The 15,381-nt window shown below is 65.9% G+C and carries 19 protein-coding genes and 1 other RNA gene; 15 read left to right on the top strand and 5 right to left on the bottom strand.

Annotation, left to right across the window (positions count from 1 at the left end; genetic code table 11):
- The first annotated feature begins 11 nt into the window (after positions 1 to 11).
- A complete protein-coding gene (locus tag AAFP30_RS01320) occupies positions 12 to 536 on the top strand; it encodes a universal stress protein (RefSeq protein ID WP_419228022.1) in 525 nt (174 codons plus the stop codon).
- On the opposite strand, the gene AAFP30_RS01325 is transcribed toward AAFP30_RS01320, so the two are convergent.
- Together AAFP30_RS01325 and AAFP30_RS01330 are read right to left on the bottom strand one after the other, a co-directional pair.
- Positions 529 to 1,752 (bottom strand): acyl-CoA dehydrogenase family protein, encoded by a 1,224-nt coding sequence (locus tag AAFP30_RS01325; RefSeq protein ID WP_419228023.1) that lies wholly within the window; start codon positions 1,750 to 1,752, stop codon positions 529 to 531. The two genes, AAFP30_RS01320 and AAFP30_RS01325, sit on opposite strands and share 8 nt — an antisense overlap.
- Positions 1,753 to 1,785: 33 nt before the next feature.
- Entirely contained in the window at positions 1,786 to 3,171 is a 1,386-nt protein-coding gene (locus tag AAFP30_RS01330; RefSeq protein WP_419228024.1) for an acyl-CoA dehydrogenase family protein, read from the bottom strand.
- Between the two features lie 161 nt (positions 3,172 to 3,332).
- Between AAFP30_RS01330 and AAFP30_RS01335 the strand changes: the two genes are divergently transcribed.
- Both AAFP30_RS01335 and AAFP30_RS01340 read left to right on the top strand, forming a co-directional pair.
- On the top strand, positions 3,333 to 3,758 hold the full coding sequence (locus tag AAFP30_RS01335) for a DUF2752 domain-containing protein (protein WP_419228025.1): 426 nt from the start codon (positions 3,333 to 3,335) through the stop codon (positions 3,756 to 3,758).
- A gap of 32 nt (positions 3,759 to 3,790) precedes the next feature.
- Positions 3,791 to 4,450, top strand: coding sequence for an MBL fold metallo-hydrolase (locus AAFP30_RS01340; RefSeq protein WP_419228026.1), 660 nt, complete (start codon positions 3,791 to 3,793; stop codon positions 4,448 to 4,450).
- A gap of 15 nt (positions 4,451 to 4,465) precedes the next feature.
- On the opposite strand, the gene AAFP30_RS01345 is transcribed toward AAFP30_RS01340, so the two are convergent.
- Together AAFP30_RS01345 and hisN are read right to left on the bottom strand one after the other, a co-directional pair.
- On the bottom strand, positions 4,466 to 4,861 hold the full coding sequence (locus tag AAFP30_RS01345; RefSeq protein WP_419228027.1) for a VOC family protein: 396 nt from the start codon (positions 4,859 to 4,861) through the stop codon (positions 4,466 to 4,468).
- A 65-nt stretch (positions 4,862 to 4,926) separates the two neighbouring features.
- The gene (gene hisN, locus AAFP30_RS01350) at positions 4,927 to 5,730 is read right to left on the bottom strand and encodes a histidinol-phosphatase (RefSeq protein WP_419228028.1); all 804 of its coding nucleotides are present in this window, start codon (positions 5,728 to 5,730) and stop codon (positions 4,927 to 4,929) included.
- A 19-nt stretch (positions 5,731 to 5,749) separates the two neighbouring features.
- Here hisN and AAFP30_RS01355 point away from each other — a divergent pair, with 19 nt between their 5' ends.
- The 11 genes from AAFP30_RS01355 (at position 5,750) to AAFP30_RS01405 (ending at position 13,349) form a co-directional block, all read left to right on the top strand.
- Positions 5,750 to 6,148 (top strand): hypothetical protein, encoded by a 399-nt coding sequence (locus AAFP30_RS01355; RefSeq protein WP_419228632.1) that lies wholly within the window; start codon positions 5,750 to 5,752, stop codon positions 6,146 to 6,148.
- Positions 6,149 to 6,169: 21 nt separating this feature from the next.
- Entirely contained in the window at positions 6,170 to 7,285 is a 1,116-nt protein-coding gene (gene prfB / locus AAFP30_RS01360; protein WP_419228029.1) for a peptide chain release factor 2, read from the top strand.
- The gene (locus AAFP30_RS01365; protein WP_419228030.1) at positions 7,278 to 8,243 is read left to right on the top strand and encodes a mechanosensitive ion channel family protein; all 966 of its coding nucleotides are present in this window, start codon (positions 7,278 to 7,280) and stop codon (positions 8,241 to 8,243) included. The genes prfB and AAFP30_RS01365 overlap by 8 nt, the downstream gene beginning before the upstream one ends.
- Positions 8,236 to 8,760, top strand: coding sequence for a hypothetical protein (locus tag AAFP30_RS01370; protein WP_419228031.1), 525 nt, complete (start codon positions 8,236 to 8,238; stop codon positions 8,758 to 8,760). The genes AAFP30_RS01365 and AAFP30_RS01370 overlap by 8 nt, the downstream gene beginning before the upstream one ends.
- Positions 8,761 to 8,797: 37 nt before the next feature.
- Positions 8,798 to 9,484: a cell division ATP-binding protein FtsE gene (ftsE, locus tag AAFP30_RS01375; protein ID WP_419228032.1), complete on the top strand. Its 687-nt coding sequence runs from the start codon at positions 8,798 to 8,800 to the stop codon at positions 9,482 to 9,484.
- 56 nt (positions 9,485 to 9,540) lie between these two features.
- Positions 9,541 to 10,449 carry a permease-like cell division protein FtsX gene (ftsX, locus tag AAFP30_RS01380; protein ID WP_419228033.1) on the top strand — a complete coding sequence of 303 codons (909 nt, stop codon included), beginning with the start codon at positions 9,541 to 9,543 and terminating at the stop codon, positions 10,447 to 10,449.
- Positions 10,450 to 10,476: 27 nt separating this feature from the next.
- Complete coding sequence (gene smpB / locus AAFP30_RS01385; RefSeq protein ID WP_419228034.1) at positions 10,477 to 10,950, top strand: SsrA-binding protein SmpB; 474 nt, start codon at positions 10,477 to 10,479, stop codon at positions 10,948 to 10,950.
- A gap of 14 nt (positions 10,951 to 10,964) precedes the next feature.
- On the top strand, positions 10,965 to 12,197 hold the full coding sequence (locus AAFP30_RS01390; protein WP_419228633.1) for a glycoside hydrolase family 27 protein: 1,233 nt from the start codon (positions 10,965 to 10,967) through the stop codon (positions 12,195 to 12,197).
- Between the two features lie 105 nt (positions 12,198 to 12,302).
- Positions 12,303 to 12,676: a transfer-messenger RNA gene (ssrA, locus tag AAFP30_RS01395) on the top strand.
- A 75-nt stretch (positions 12,677 to 12,751) separates the two neighbouring features.
- Complete coding sequence (locus AAFP30_RS01400; protein WP_419228035.1) at positions 12,752 to 13,099, top strand: hypothetical protein; 348 nt, start codon at positions 12,752 to 12,754, stop codon at positions 13,097 to 13,099.
- On the top strand, positions 13,071 to 13,349 hold the full coding sequence (locus tag AAFP30_RS01405; RefSeq protein WP_419228036.1) for a ribbon-helix-helix domain-containing protein: 279 nt from the start codon (positions 13,071 to 13,073) through the stop codon (positions 13,347 to 13,349). Before AAFP30_RS01400 ends, AAFP30_RS01405 begins: the two co-directional genes overlap by 29 nt.
- 193 nt (positions 13,350 to 13,542) lie before the next feature.
- On the opposite strand, the gene AAFP30_RS01410 is transcribed toward AAFP30_RS01405, so the two are convergent.
- On the bottom strand, positions 13,543 to 14,235 hold the full coding sequence (locus AAFP30_RS01410; RefSeq protein ID WP_419228037.1) for an SDR family NAD(P)-dependent oxidoreductase: 693 nt from the start codon (positions 14,233 to 14,235) through the stop codon (positions 13,543 to 13,545).
- A 129-nt stretch (positions 14,236 to 14,364) separates the two neighbouring features.
- Between AAFP30_RS01410 and AAFP30_RS01415 the strand changes: the two genes are divergently transcribed.
- Positions 14,365 to 15,258: a LysR family transcriptional regulator gene (locus AAFP30_RS01415; RefSeq protein WP_419228038.1), complete on the top strand. Its 894-nt coding sequence runs from the start codon at positions 14,365 to 14,367 to the stop codon at positions 15,256 to 15,258.
- The last annotated feature ends 123 nt before the right edge of the window (positions 15,259 to 15,381 follow it).

Genomic DNA, 15,381 nt, shown 5'->3' on the forward strand with positions numbered 1-15,381 from the left:
AAGGAGTTGGCATGTCCGGAAATTTCGTTGACAGTGACGGTGACGCGCCCCCGCTGCGACGACGGGTCCGCGGTCCCGAGTCCCGCCGGGAACCGTCGACCAGTCTCGTCGTCGGGTGGGATCGGACGGCGGAAAGTACGGTCGCCGTGCGGTTCTGCGTCGACCTGGCGCACCGGTTGACCGCACACGTACACGTGGTGCACGTCGTCGATCTCGACGACACACCGATCGACCCGGATGCCCCTGACTGGGGTGACGCGATGACGGCGACGATCACCGGTGAGACCGCCGAGGCGAAGGAACTCCTCGACGGTCTGGCGGCATCGTGGACCTATCACAGCGGCCACGGTGATCCGGCGCAATTGCTGGCCACCGTCGCCGACCGGTATTCCGCGCTGATGGTGGTGATCGGCAGTCCCCGAGGAGGATTGCTCTCCTACCTCGACTCGATGCTGCGGCAGTCGGTGGCCCAGCAGATGATCGGCAAGCGCAAGACGCCGCTGCTGCTGGTGCCCGCCGACACGCAGGTCACTTGAGTTCGGCGCTGCTCTTGTCGAGAACGCGGCGCGCGATGATGAGCTGCTGGATCTGTTGCGTCCCTTCGAAGATGTCCAGGATCTTCGAGTCGCGGGCCCACTTCTCCACCAGCAGTCGCTCCGAATAACCCAGCGTGCCGGTCAATTCGACCACCTTGTTGGTGACGTCGGTGACCGTGCGGCCGGCCTTCGCCTTGGCCATGGAGGCTTCCAGCGAGTTGGGCTTCTTGTTGTCGGCCATCCAGCAGGCGCGCATCGTCAGCAGGTAGGCCGCCTCGAAATCGGCTTCCATCCGGATGAACTCGGCGGCCGCGGCGTGCTGGTCGGCGGCGGGCCGATCGTAGTCGATCTCGATGCCGGCGTCGGAAAGGATGCGACGCAGCTCCTCCAGCGCGGCGCGGGCGACACCCACGGCCATACCCGCGACGAGCGGCCGGGTGTTGTCGAAGGTCTGCATGACCCCGCCGAAACCCTTGGAGACATCGACCTCGGGGGAGCCGAGGAGGTTGTCCTTGGGGATGCGGCAGTTCTCGAAGCGGATCACCGCGGTGTCGGAGACGCGGATACCGAGCTTGTGCTCGAGGCGAGCGATCTCGACACCCGGATGTTCGCGTGGCACAACGAAACTCTTGATCGCCGCGCGGCCCAGGCTCTTGTCGACGGTGGCCCACACCACGATGTGGCTGGCGCGGGACCCGGCGGTGACGAAGATCTTCTCGCCGTTGATCACGTACTCGTCGCCGTCGAGGCGGGCGGTGGTGGTGACCGCGGCCGAGTCGGAGCCGAAGCTCGGTTCGGTGATCGCCATGGCGGCCCACACCTTGCCGAATCGTTCCAGCTGTTCGTCGGTGGCCACCGCCGCGATGGCCGAGTTGCCCAGCCCCTGGAACGGGATGCTCAGCATGAGACCGACATCGCCCCAGGAGGTTTCCATCACGTTGACCACGGACTGCATGTTGCCGCCGTTGATGAGTGCGCCCTCCGGCTTGGGCTTGGCGGTCTTCTCGCGGGAGCGGCCGGCGTCGGCGCCCGCGCCGGCCTGGCCGGTTTCGGAGAGGCCGTCGTACAGGCTCGCCAGGGTGTCGAGTTCGACCGGGTAGTCGTGCTCGCGCAGATCGTACTTGCGGGAGATCGGTCGGAAGATCTCGGCGGCCGCCTGGTGCGCCTGGTCGATCGTGACGTGCAGCTTCTTGGGGAGCTCGAGGTTGATGCTCATATCAGTTGTCCTTCAACGATTCTCGTCAGTGACTCAGAGAACGACGATGCCCTCGCCGATACCGGCGCCGCGCAGGTCGCGATACCAACGCTCCACCGGGTGCTCCTTGGTGAAGCCGTGTCCACCGAGCAATTGCACACCGTCCAAACCGATCTGAAGGCCCTTGTCGATGGTGAGCTTGCGGGCCAGAGCCGCCTCGCGGGCGAAGGAGAGTCCCTGTTCGGCGCGGGCGGCACCGCGGAGGGTGACCAGGCGGATCGAATCCGCCTCGGTCGCAATGGTGGCGACCATGAACGCGACGGCCTGCCGGTTGGAGATCGGCTCGCCGAACGCTTCGCGCTCGTTGACGTAGGGGATCACATAATCGAGTACGGCGCGGGCGGTACCGGCCGCGAGCGCGGACCAGCCGAGCCGCGAAAGGCGTACCACGTCGCGGTAGGTGCTCAACGCGGCGTCGCCCTCTTCCTCGCCGAGCAGGGCGGACGGCGGAACGGCCACGTCCTGCAACAGGATTCGACCCATGCCGGCGGCGCGTACGCCCATGCCCGGGTCCGCCTCGACGATCAGGCCCTTGGAGTCGGACTCGACGATGAACAGTGCCGGCCGGCCGTCGAGCTGCGCGCCGACGATGAACAGCTCGGCCGAACCCGCTGCGGGCACAAAGGACTTCACGCCGTTGAGGCGGTAGCCGCTGGGCACCCGGGTGGCCTTGGTGGAGAGGTTGAAGGCGTCGAACAACGGCTTGGGCTCGGCGATGACGACTGCGGACTGCGGAACATCCTCGCCGGCGAAGTCGGGCAGATACGTCCGCTGCTGTCGCTCGCTGCCGAAGTTGGTGATCGTCGTCGCCACACCACTCGGCGCCAGCAGCGGCAGGGCCAGGCCCATGTCGCCGTAGGCCATGGCCTCGGCCACGAGCGCGTTGGTGACCACGCCACGCTCGGAGGCCGCGCCCTCGAAATCCTCGGGGACGTTGATCATCGTGATGCCGAGTTCGGCGGAGCGCTTGAGGATCTCCACCGGCGCGGTTGCGGCGTCGTCGGCGTCGTGGGCGGCCGGACGCAGGATCTCGACGGCGAACTCCTTGACCGTCTCGGCGATCATCTGCTGTTCGTCGTCGGGCGTGAGGTTGAAGTAGTCCTTGGGCGTGGTGGTCAGGCGCTTGGCCTGACCGGTACCACCCTGCGCTGCCTTGAACGCGCGATTCGCGGCGCCGAGGGTCTGGAAACCGGTCTTGGTGGCCTGGTACGCGATCCGGTTGATCGGTTCGCGGATCTGATACTTTTCGGCGAACTCGGAGCCGGTCACGGTGGTCAGCACCCGCATGGCAGTGCCGATGAAGCTGCGTGGATGCTTGTTCTTACCGACGGCGGAGGTGTCGCGCGGTTCGGTGCGTCGTGATTCGGTCTGCGATGTCATGATCACCACTTGTTTCTCGGGCTCGTTGTCGGGCGAGGGTCGTGCCCAGGAGGCAGCGACCTAACTTACTCGGTAGTAAGAACAGACCTTACTACTCGGTAAGGACCTTGTCACGCAAACACCCGATCCGGTGTGGTCGGCTAGACGATTACGCTGGTCGCGTGGCCAGACAAGAGGTCGCGACCGCCGCGTCGGTCGCCATCGGAGGTGTCGCCGTGCTGGCGGCAGCTGCGGTGCTGTCGCCGTCGGCGATGTCCGGCGGCCCCGACCTGTGCCCGTTCCGCCGGATGACCGGGTTGCCGTGCCCGGCGTGCGGGCTGACCCGGAGTTGGGTGTCCTTCGCCCACGGTGATGTGTCGGCAGCGTTCGGCTACAACCTGTTCGGCCCGGTGTTCATGGCCGTCGCACTCGTGGCCACCGTGGTGGCGGTCTGGGTGCTGGTCACCGGACGACCGGCACTCGACCGGCTGGGCGCGCGACTGACCGGGCGGATCGCCGCCGGAGTTCTCCTCGTCTGGTTCGGTTACGGGCTGGTGCGGCTGCTGTTCGCGGCCAACGACTGGGGACTCTTCCCGTCGGTTACGTGACTCGGGTCGGGCCGGGGAGCAGAGTGGACCTCATGCAGATCACTCACTTCGGTCACTCCTGCGTCCTGGTTGAGGTCGACGGCACCAAGATCCTCTTCGATCCCGGCAACTTCTCGCACGGATTCGAGGGGCTCACCGGACTCGACGCGATCCTGATCACCCACCAGCATCCCGATCACTGCGATGTCGCGCGGCTGCCGGACCTCGTCGCCGCCAACCCCGACGCCGTCCGCTATGCCGATCCGCAGACCACCGCGCAGCTCAACGCCGACGACGTGGCCGGTCCGTGGACGGCCGCACACGCCGGCAGCCGAGTGGACATCGGCTCGGTGACCGCGCGGGTCACCGGCGGCCGCCACGCGGTGATCCATCCGGAGATCCCGGTCATCGACAACGTCGCCTACGTCGTCGACGCCGAGGACACCACCGGCCGGTTCATGCATCCCGGTGACTCGTTCTACATCCCGTTCGAGAAGATCGACGTCCTCGCCCTCCCGTCGGCCGCGCCGTGGATGAAGTTGTCGGAGTCGGTGGACTATCTGCGGGCCATGGCGCCGCGGGTCGCGGTGCCGATCCATCAGGCGATCCTCGCCGACGCCGGCACCGGCATCCACTACGGGCGGCTCTCGGACATGAAGGACGCCCAGACCGAGTTCGTCGTGCTGGACAAGGAGTCGGCGACGCAGGTGTGAGGTGTGGGCCCGGCGTCAGGCCGGCGGTGCGAAGAGTTCCAGCGCGATGTTGTCCGGGTCGCGGAAGGAGATGCCCGATCCGTAGTGCGCGTGCTTGATACCCGAGTGCGCGATGCCGAGTTCGTCGAGCTTGGCGGTCCAGGACTCGAGTTCGTCGCGGCCGATCGAGAAGGCGACGTGGTCGAGGCCGGTCGCGTGCTCGTCGAAGCCGCCGCTCGCGGTACTGCCGGTGTGCGTGTGCAGGCCGAACAGGGTGCCGCCGTCGAGTGCGAAGACCGCGTGATGGAAGGTGCCCGACTCCTCGTCCTCGTCGAGCACCGGCGCCTCACCGAAAAGGTTTGTGTACCAACGGGTACTCGCCTCGAGATCGGTCACGGTGATGGCCACGTGGGTCAGTGCGGGGAAGGGCATGGGTGCTCCTTGGTCGACGACGGTGTCCGTTGTCGACGCTACTGAGTTCGGTGCATGAGGTGAACTCACCGAATGGACAGGTGGGCCAGCACCTGGTCGTGGAGGAGGCCGTTGGTGGCGATGGCACTGCCGCCGGCGGGGCCGGGGGTGCCCTCGAGGGAAGTGAAGCGGCCGCCGGCCTCGCGGACCAGGATGTCGAGGGCGGCCAGGTCCCACAGCGACACCTCGGGTTCGGCGGCGATGTCCACCGCACCCTCGGCGACCAGGCAGTAGTTGTAGAAGTCGCCGTAGCCGCGGACGCGCCACACCTCGTCGGTGAGCGCGATGAACTCGTCGCGGATGCCGCGGTCGGCCCAGCCGGAGAGGCTGGAGAAGGCCAGGCTCGACGACGACAACTCGTCCACCCCGGACACCGACAGCCGTCGCGGCATCTCCTGCCCGTCGAACACCGTGTGCGCGCCGCGGCCGGCGGCGGCCCACCAGCGTCGGCGCAGCGCAGGCGCCGACACCACACCGACCTGCGGGACGCCGTCGACGAGCAGGGCGATGAGGGTCGCCCAGACCGGCACGCCGCGGACGAAGTTCTTGGTGCCGTCGATCGGGTCGATCACCCACTGCCGACCGGTGAGCACGGCGTCGCCGCCGAACTCCTCACCGAGGACCGCGTCGTCGGCGCGGCGGGCCGAAAGCCGTTGCCGCATGAGGGTTTCGCACGCGAGATCGGCGTCGGAGACCGGTGTCAGGTCGGGTTTGGCGTCGACGCGGAGGTCGACGGCACCGAACCGATCCATCGTCAGCGCATCCGCCGAGTCCGCGAGGGACAGGGCGAGTTCGAGGTCGTCGTCGATCATCCCGGGGGAAACGGACATGACCGGTAGGGTAGCGGGCATGTGGATGACAGTGGCGTTCGCGGCGATCCTGGCGGCGATTCTGGTGGCCATGCTCATCTCGCGGCAGCGTGCTCGGAGCCCGCTTCCGCTCGGTGCGTCGTCGGCGGGTCAATTCGTACAGGGGACGCTGACCGTGACCGGCGTCAGCGATCGGCAAGACCAGGGCGACGCCAAGGGGGAGCGGTTCTGCACCATCTCCGGCACCATCAACGGTCCGCAGACCAATCCGTCGGAGGTCTACGGCACCCTCGTGCTCGGCGACAACGATCCGTGGCCGCAGATCGGTGCGGATCTGCCGGTCGTCTACAAGCCGGGCAAGGCCACCTCGTCGTGGCGGTTCGGCGAGTTGCCGCCCATCGATCCCACGATTCCGCCCGGTCCGGTCCCACCCGGCTGAGCAGCGGTAGTCTTGACTACCGTGCATCCCGACGTAATCGCAGATCTCGAATCCATCGACACCACCCTGACCACGGTCGAGAAGGTGCTCGACCTCGACGAGTTGCGTCGCCGGATCGAGGAACTGGAGATGCAGGCCTCCGACCCGGACCTGTGGAACGACCAGGAGCACGCGCAACGGGTCACCAGCGAACTCTCCCACGCGCAGTCGGAGTACCGCCGCGTGACCGAGTTGCGTCAGCGGCTCGACGATCTGCCGGTCCTCTACGAACTCGCCGAAGCCGAAGAGGGTGACGACCAGACGGCCGCACTCGCCGACGCCGACAACGATCGCACCACCCTGCGCGCCGACGTCGAGGCCATGGAGGTCAAGACGATGCTCGCCGGCGAATACGATCAGCGCGACGCGCTGGTCAACATCCGGTCCGGCGCCGGCGGCGTGGATGCCGCCGACTGGGCGCAGATGCTGATGCGCATGTACGTCCGCTGGGCCGAACAGCACGGCTACGGCGTCGAGGTCTACGACACCTCCTACGCCGAAGAGGCGGGCCTCAAGAGCGCAACCTTCGCGGTCAAGTCGCCGTATATGTACGGCACCCTCTCGGTCGAACAGGGCACCCACCGGCTCGTGCGGATCAGCCCCTTCGACAACCAGGGTCGACGACAGACGTCGTTCGCCGAGGTCGAGGTACTGCCGGTGGTGGAAACCACCGACCACATCGACGTCGACGAGAACGAACTGAAGGTCGACGTCTACCGGTCGTCGGGGCCCGGCGGGCAGTCGGTGAACACCACCGACTCCGCGGTGCGACTGACCCACATCCCCACCGGCATCGTCGTGACCTGCCAGAACGAGAAGAGTCAGCTGCAGAACAAGGCATCGGCGATGCGGGTGCTGCAGGCCAAGCTGCTCGCGCGCAAGCAGCAGGAGGAGCGCGCCGAGCTCGACGCCCTCAAGGGCGACGGCGGTTCCAGCTGGGGCAACCAGATGCGGTCGTATGTCCTGCACCCGTACCAGATGGTGAAGGACCTGCGGACCGAGGTCGAGAGCAACAATCCGACCGCGGTACTCGACGGCGACATCGACAAGTTCATCGAGGCCGGCATCCGTTGGCGCATGGCCGGAGCCGATGCCTGATCCATTCTTGCTGGCCGCCGGCCCCGTCGGAACGATCGGCTTGGATCGACTGATCCAGTGGCTCGCGACCGACGTCCTCGAGGCAGTGCTCTGGGTGCTCGGTGGCGCCATCACCATTCGGTTCATCGGCTGGGCCGCCCACCGGTATGCGCGGCGGATCGACGCCGAGTTCGACGACAGCGACATGCTGGTGCGCACCGAGCGCGCCAAACATCAGCGGGCCGTGGTCGATGTGTTGCGGTGGGCACTGGTCTGCGCAGTCATCTTCGTCGTCGTCCTGATGATCTTCGGAGCGTTCGGGGTGCCGATCAGCGGCCTCGTCGGCCCCGGCGCGGTGCTCGGTGCCGCCCTCGGTTTCGGCGCGCAACGGGTGGTGCAGGACATTCTCGCCGGCTTCTTCATCGTCACCGAGAAGCAGTACGGCTACGGCGACGTGGTGCGGCTGACCTTGACCAGCGCGGTCGTCGCCGAGGGCACCGTGGAGGACGTGACGTTGCGCATCACCAAGGTCCGCACGAGCGACGGCGAGGTGGAATCGGTTCCGAACGGACAGATCATCAAGGCGACCAACCTCTCCAAGGACTGGGCCCGGGCCGTCGTCGACATCCCGATTCCGTCCGAGGCCGACATCGCCCACGTCAACGACGTTCTCGAGGACGTCGGCAAGGACTTCTTCGCCGACAAGCGGTTCCACGACCGGCTGCTCGATCCGCCCGCCCCGCTGGGCGTCATCGATCTCGAGCTCGACGCGATCACCGTGCGGATGGTCGCGCGAACCCTGCCCGGCATGCAGTTCGAGATCAGCCGTGCGCTGCGCATCCGCATCGTCGGCCGGCTCGCTGCCGAAGGCATCACGGTTCCGGCCGGGCGCGAGGTGCAGACAGCGTCGGCCCCGCCCGCGACCCTGGAGGAATCCGGCTCCGACCGCGCCGTCGACCGGAGGCATCACGATGACTGACGACGACGCCCCGAACATCCGGCCGGCCGACGGCGATGACGATCGCCCCGCAGATCCACCCCCGACGGGCGGAAAACACGCGAAGGGTGACCGGGATCGCGGGATCTTCCGGAAACGCCAGTGGCACCACATCCCCCGAACCCGGATCCGCACCAGCACCGCAGTCATGGTGGTGGTGTTCTTCGGACTGCTGACGCTCTACGGCTGGACCTCTCAGCATTACGGGGTCGTCGCACCGGTACAGCAACCCGCGCCGACCCGGACGACAACCACGACGACCCCGCCGTACACCTATTCCTCGGAGCCGACGTCGAGCCTGCCCTCGGTGAGTCGACCGCGGAGCTCGGAGGCAAACAGCCCTGGAGAGTCCGGTACCGATGGGACCGGAGTGAATCCGGCTCCGGCGCCCGAGACGTCGAATCCGGGCTACACGGTGCCCGGGCTGCCCGGGGTCACGATTCCGCGATTCGGTCAACCCGCGACACCCACCCCGACCGAGACCACGCCAACACGCTGAGCGGGTCTCTCAGCCGTCGTCGCTACACTGGCATCTCGTGATCAAGCTGGAGAACGTCACGATGCAGTACAAGGCATCCAGCCGACCCGCGTTGTCGGACCTGAGTCTGGACATCGACAAGGGCGAGTTCGCGTTCCTCATCGGCCCCTCCGGATCCGGCAAGTCGACCTTCTTCCGGTTGCTGCTCAAGGAGGACAAGCCGACGTCGGGCCAGGTGTATGTCGGTGAGTACCACGTCAACACGCTGAAGGGACGGATGGTGCCCAAGCTGCGCCAGTCGATCGGCTGCGTGTTCCAGGACTTCCGGCTGCTGCAGCAGAAGTCGGTGGCCGACAACGTCGCGTTCGCGCTCGAGGTGATCGGCAAGCCGCCCTCGGTGACGCGCAAGGTCGTCCCCGAGGTGCTCGACTACGTCGGACTGTCCGGCAAGTCCGACCGCATGCCCTACGAGTTGTCCGGCGGTGAGATGCAGCGCGTGGCGATCGCCCGGGCGATCGCCAACCGGCCGCTGGTGCTGCTCGCCGACGAACCGACCGGCAACCTGGACCCGGAGACCAGCGAGGAGATCGTCGACGTCCTCGACCGCGTCAACCGCCGCGGTACCACCGTGGTGATGGCCACCCACGACCGTCACATCGTGGACGCGATGCGCCGGCGTGTCCTCGAGTTCGACAACGGCCGCCTCGTCCGCAACGACCCGCAGGGCGTCTACGGCATCGGCTGAGCCGCCGCCGACGACGACTCGATTTCCCCCATTTCGGTTAGGACTGCACCCACTCCATGCGAGCGAACTTCATTCTCCGTGAGGTCCTCAACGGTTTCCGTCGCAACGTGACCATGACCATCGCGATGATCCTCACCACCGCGATCACGCTGGGCATGTTCGGCGGCGGACTGTTGGTGATCCAGATGGCCGACAAGAGTCAGAAGATCTTCCTCGACCGAGTCGAGATGCAGTTCTATATGAACGACGCGGTCGCCGACGCGGACCCGAACTGCAAGCAGGCGCCGTGTTCGACGTTGCGCACCGAACTCGAGAACGCGCCGGGCGTCGGGTCGGTCACCTTCATCACCCGGCAAGAGGCGTTCGAACAGGCCAAGGAGATCTTCAAGGACAACCCCGACATCGCTGACAACATCCGGGAGAACACCATTCCCGCGTCGCTGAAGGTGCGCATGTCCGATCCCGATCAGTTCGGCGCGGTGCTCGACGAATTCAAGGACCGCAAGGACATGGGCGTCGACGGCGCGCTCGATCAGCGGGAGTTGGTCTCGCGAATATTCAGCGTGCTCGACGGGGCGCGCAACGCGGCCTTCGTGATCTCGTTGGTGTTGGCGATCGCGGCGATCCTGCTGATCGTCAACACCGTGCAGATCGCCGCCTATACGAGACGCACAGAGGTGTCGATCATGAGACTGGTCGGCGCCACCCGGTGGTACACCCAGTTACCGTTCCTCCTCGAGGCGGTGATTGCCGCCTTGGTCGGCTCGTTCCTCGCGATCGGTGGTCTGTTCCTCGCGAAGGTTTTCTTCTTCGACAACGCTCTGCGCGATCTGTACGGTGTGAATATTCTCGCGCGCATCGGTGTTTCCGATGTGTTGTTCGTATCGCCGTGGCTGATCATCGCCGGAATCCTGTTGTCAGGAATCACCGCGTATGTGACGCTGCGGGTGTATGTACGCGAGTGACCGACAATCTGATCAAGGAGGTGTGAGGTGGCGAAAGAGAAGGGCCGCACGGTGATTGCGACGAACCGCAAAGCGCGGCACAACTACACCATTCTCGACACCTACGAGGCAGGTGTCGCGTTGCTCGGTACCGAGGTGAAGAGCCTGCGCGAAGGCAAGGCGTCGCTCGTCGACGCATTCGCCACCGTCGACGACGGCGAGATCTGGCTGCGGGCGGTACACATCGCCGAGTACGGCAACGGGTCGTGGACCAACCATGCGCCGCGACGCAACCGGAAACTGTTGCTGCACCGACGCGAGATCGACAACCTGATCGGCAAGATCCGCGACGGCAACCTCACACTGGTGCCGTTGTCGATGTACTTCAACGACGGCCGCGTCAAGGTCGAGCTCGCTCTCGCTCGCGGTAAACAAGCCCACGACAAACGACACGACCTGGCCCTCCGCACGGCACGCCGCGAAGTCGAGCGAGAGGTCGGGCGTCGCGTCAAGGGCATGTGACGAAGGTGCGGCTGATCGTCGTACTGGTTACTGCCCTGGCCCTGGTGATCGGTTGCGCACCGGAGAAGTCGGCCAGAATCGGCGGTGACGGACCCGCGATCCCGGGCTTGCCGTCGACTCCGCCGATGGGGTGGAACAGTTGGAACACCTTCGGCTGCAACATCACCGAACAACAGGTGCGGGCGCAGGCCGACGCGCTGGTGTCGTCGGGCATGCGTGATGCGGGCTATCGGTACGTCGTCGTCGACGATTGCTGGGCCGCCCCGACCCGTGCTGACGATGGTCGGCTGCAGGCCGACCCAATCCGATTCCCTTCCGGCATGGCCGCATTGGGCACCTACCTGCATGACCGCGGACTGAAGTTCGGCGTCTACTCGGGTGCGAGTGACAAGACGTGCACCCAGTTCCAAGGCGCCTACCCGGGCACCACCGGCAGCCGGGGACACGAGTCCACCGATGCGTCGACGTTCGCCGGCTGGGGGGTCGACTACCTCAAATACGATTGGTGCTCAAGCGATTCCGATCACGATCACCAGGTCGAGGCGTTCACGACGATGCGCGATGCCTTGCGCACGACCGGGCGGCCCATGGTGTACAGCATCAACCCCAACAGCGGCGTGAGCGGTTCGGTGCCGGGATCGGTCGACGACTGGGGCGGCGTCGCGACCATGACGCGGGTGACCAACGACGGGGTGGCCGCGTGGTCGACGGGTGCGGGGCCGTCCGGATCGCAGGGGATCACCGAGATCATCGACGCGGTCGGACCCCTGGCCTCTCGGGTATCGCCGGGTACGTTCAACGACCCGGACATGTTGGTCGTCGGCGTCGCGGGGACACCGCCGTTGACACCCGCGCAGCAGCGCACCCAGATGTCGCTGTGGGCGATGATGGCCGCTCCGCTGATCGCCGGGAACGACCTCGGAGCGATGTCCGCGGATACCCGGTCGCTGTTGACCAACCCGGCGGTGCTCGCGATCGATCAGGACCAGCGGGTCAGTGCCGGTGCGCCCGTCGACGATGACTCCGAGATCTGGTCCCGACCGATCGGCGACAAGGGGTTGGCCGTGTCGCTGACAAACCGGTCGGGTCACCCACGCACGATGTCGGTGTCGTTGGCAAGCCTGGGACTGACCGGGGACTCGGTCGCCGGTGTCGACGCGTGGACCGGGCGTCGATACCAAGCCGCAGGCGGCGAACTCACGGTGGAGGTCGCCACCGACGACACGGTGCTGCTGCAGATCGTCTGATCAGTGGCTTCGGCGCGTTGTGGTCGCCTCGGGCGATATCAGGATGACTTTGTCGGCGGTCGTTGTTAGGATTGAGTGCTTGCTGAAAGTCAGCAGGTGTACCACGGGGCTGATCGGATTCGACTACGTGCGCCGAGGTAGGGGAAGCGTGTCGGTGCAGGCTAGAGACCACCGTTAAGCGTCGCAGCAACCAATTAAGCGCCGATAAGAATCAGCGCGACTACGCCCTCGCTGCCTGAGCAGCGCCGGCTAGTCTGTCGGTCCGGGTGGGCTTCCGCCCCGGTCACCGGCATCATCTAAGGGAGCTTTACTGCCGGTCTCGGTCGCGGAGATCGGTGGGACATTAAACAGCGACTGGGATCGTCATCTCGGCTTGTTCGTGTGACCGGGAGATCCGAGAAGAGACATAGCGGACTGCACACGGAGAAGCCCTACTGACACGACGGAGGACCCGGGTTCAATTCCCGGCAGCTCCACGGAAACGAGAGCCCCCGATCCGGTTGGATCGGGGGTTTTCTCGTGCCTGGCAACAGATGTGTATTACAGTTAATTGCGTGGCCATCACTGTGATCGGCTCTGCCTTGTGGCACGGCATCACGGCGGAGGAAGTGCGCGGAGTGGTCGAATATCCGTTGGTTCGGTATCGGGTTGAATCGAGACGTTTCCCGGAGGCGGAGGTGTATCGATTCATCGGTGATCCTGGTGTACTGATCGAAGTACTAGCCGAGGAAACTGGAGATGACCTGGTGGTTTTCCATGCGATGGTGCTGACATCGTCGGTCGCGGCTGAGGTTTTCGGCATTCCGCAGGTGTCTATGTGTTCGATGACCTGCCCGGCCCTCGCCCGTACGTCGGCCCAGGCGAAAGGTGAAGATGATGGAGCGCAGCGTCGAAGAATATGAAGAAATGGCCCGGGCCGCGATGGACGGGGAGTTCACTCCGTCGGGACCGCCGGAGGACGGTTCGACACTGGTGATGGGTCGTCCTCGCAAAGGTGCCGAAGAGGGTGTCAGTCCTGTCAGAGCTGTGCGTTTTCCTCAGCAGTTACTTGATGACCTCGAGCGATATGCTGCGGAAACCCACACGACGACGAGTGAGGTCGTGCGCCGAGCCGCGATCGAGTATTTGGCTCGACATCAGGAGTCTGCCTGACTTTCACTGCCTCTGGCGGTGGTGTGATTGCCGGGTTCAATTCCCGGCAGCTCCACGAAAGTCGTCCTCGATCGATTCCTGGCGAAGCGGATGGTCGATGCTCAGGCTGCAATCAGATGCTCAGTTTGCAGGCCGAGCATTCGGTGGGAACCCGAGCGTCTACCCGCGGCTTCGCGGTCGGTATCTGATTCGCTCAGTAACTGGCCCGCCCACCGGAGATGTCGTAGACCGCGCCGGTGGAGAAGCTCACCGACTCCGAGCAGAGCCACGCGATGAGTTCGGCGACCTCGTCGGCGCGTCCCATTCGGCCCATTGGCGTCAGCTGCTGTGAGCGCGCGAGGATCGCGGGATCGGTGGTGGCGTTCATCGGGGTCGAGACCGCGGCCGGGGCAACGACATTGGCCAGAACGCCGGTCGTCGCGAGTTCCTTACCCAGTGACTTGGTCAGCGCGATCACCGCAGCCTTCGACGCCGAGTACGCACTCTGGTTCGGGTTGCCGTCCTTGGCCGCGATCGACGCGAGATTCACGATGCGTCCCCAGCCGCGCGCGACCATGCCGGGTGCGAACTCGCGGCACATCAAGAACGTGCCGTCGACGTTGATGCGGAAGGTGCGCTGCCACTCGTCGAGCGACACGTCGGTCAGCGGCGCCGACGGCCCGACCACCCCCGCGCTGTTGACCAGGATGTCCACCGCGCCGATCCGCTCGTGCAGTGCGGTGACCGTCGTCGGATCGGTGACGTCGACGTACTCGTCGCCGCCGGCGATGTCCGCGGTGATCACCCGCACGCCCGCCTTGTCCAGCGCCGCGGCGCAGGCGGCGCCGATCCCGCTCGCGCCGCCGGTGATCAAAGCGGTGGTGTCCGGGGGATAGGTGGTCGGCATGGCAGGGGCTCCTCGGGACGATTGAGAGCAATTCACGCATTCATTAAGTGCGCTAGCGGCGTAATTGCTGGTAGTTTGTGTGTATTCGCGACTGTATGTCGGATGGTGTGGAAAGGCCAGGGGTGCAGCATGGAGATCCGATGGCTACAGGCGTTTGTCGCCGTCGCCGAGGAACTGCACTTCGGCCGGGCGGCCGACCGGCTGCACATGGCGCAGTCGCCGTTGAGTCAGACGATCCGCAAACTCGAGAAGGACGTCGGTGTCCCGCTGTTCGAGCGGAACACCCGCAGCGTCGCGCTGACCGCGGCCGGGCATGCGCTGCTGCCGCACGCCTACCGTGTCCTCGACGGTGTGGACACCGCACGCCACGCGATCCGCGCGTCAGAGGGCGGCGTCTACGGTCACCTACGGATCGGGTTCACCGGTGTCCTCAACCACCAGGCGCTGCCGCCGCTGACCCGCGCGCTACGTCAGCGCTACCCGGACATCGAACTGTCCCTGGTCGGGCGCACCATGACCCGCGACGCGGTCGTACAGATCGACAGCGGCGCGATGGACCTCGCCTTCGTCGGACTGCCCGTCGACACCTCGCTGGCCAATGCTCGGCTGATCCGGCGCGAGCCGTATGGTGCGGTGCTGCCCGCGGACCACCCGCTGGCCGGGCGCGCCCGGATCGACCTGCGGGAGCTCGCCGACGACGACTTCATCTCCACGCCGTCCAATGCCGGGTCGTCGCTGCAGGAGATCGCGTTCCAGGCGTGTGTCGATGCCGGTTTCCGCCCGCGGGTGGTCCAGGAGATCACCGATCCGTACATGATGCTGATGCTGGTCGCGGCCGGCGTCGGGGTGGCGCTGATGCCGGAAACAATGGCCGGGCTCACCCCGCCCGGTGCCGTCCTCGTGCAGCTCAGTGGCGACCCGGTGCTGATGAACCACGCCATCGCCTGGCCCAAGGGTGACCCGAGTCCGGCGCTCGTGGTCGCGCTGGACGTGGCCGACGATGTGCTACCCACACCAATCTAGATGCATTTCGTCATTATCTAAGACTTATTACGTGTTGGACGTTGCATAGTCGGTCGTGTCACGCTGAATTGCGTCAGACCAGATGTGAAGCCGATCACCAGGCATTCCCGCAGCCCGGGGGCA

Source organism: Gordonia sp. CPCC 205515 (assembly GCF_048537925.1).
Classification (GTDB): domain Bacteria; phylum Actinomycetota; class Actinomycetes; order Mycobacteriales; family Mycobacteriaceae; genus Gordonia.

Excerpts from the sequence above, each read along its gene's own strand:
- AAFP30_RS01320 (WP_419228022.1), top strand. The coding sequence starts at position 12 with ATGTCCGGAAATTTCGTTGACAGTGACGGTGACGCGCCCCCGCTGCGA.
- AAFP30_RS01325 (WP_419228023.1), bottom strand. The coding sequence starts at position 1,752 with ATGAGCATCAACCTCGAGCTCCCCAAGAAGCTGCACGTCACGATCGAC.
- AAFP30_RS01330 (WP_419228024.1), bottom strand. The coding sequence starts at position 3,171 with ATGACATCGCAGACCGAATCACGACGCACCGAACCGCGCGACACCTCC.
- AAFP30_RS01340 (WP_419228026.1), top strand. The coding sequence starts at position 3,791 with ATGCAGATCACTCACTTCGGTCACTCCTGCGTCCTGGTTGAGGTCGAC.
- AAFP30_RS01345 (WP_419228027.1), bottom strand. The coding sequence starts at position 4,861 with ATGCCCTTCCCCGCACTGACCCACGTGGCCATCACCGTGACCGATCTC.
- hisN (WP_419228028.1), bottom strand. The coding sequence starts at position 5,730 with ATGTCCGTTTCCCCCGGGATGATCGACGACGACCTCGAACTCGCCCTG.
- AAFP30_RS01355 (WP_419228632.1), top strand. The coding sequence starts at position 5,750 with ATGTGGATGACAGTGGCGTTCGCGGCGATCCTGGCGGCGATTCTGGTG.
- AAFP30_RS01365 (WP_419228030.1), top strand. The coding sequence starts at position 7,278 with ATGCCTGATCCATTCTTGCTGGCCGCCGGCCCCGTCGGAACGATCGGC.
- AAFP30_RS01370 (WP_419228031.1), top strand. The coding sequence starts at position 8,236 with ATGACTGACGACGACGCCCCGAACATCCGGCCGGCCGACGGCGATGAC.
- ftsX (WP_419228033.1), top strand. The coding sequence starts at position 9,541 with ATGCGAGCGAACTTCATTCTCCGTGAGGTCCTCAACGGTTTCCGTCGC.
- AAFP30_RS01405 (WP_419228036.1), top strand. The coding sequence starts at position 13,071 with ATGATGGAGCGCAGCGTCGAAGAATATGAAGAAATGGCCCGGGCCGCG.
- AAFP30_RS01410 (WP_419228037.1), bottom strand. The coding sequence starts at position 14,235 with ATGCCGACCACCTATCCCCCGGACACCACCGCTTTGATCACCGGCGGC.
- AAFP30_RS01415 (WP_419228038.1), top strand. The coding sequence starts at position 14,365 with ATGGAGATCCGATGGCTACAGGCGTTTGTCGCCGTCGCCGAGGAACTG.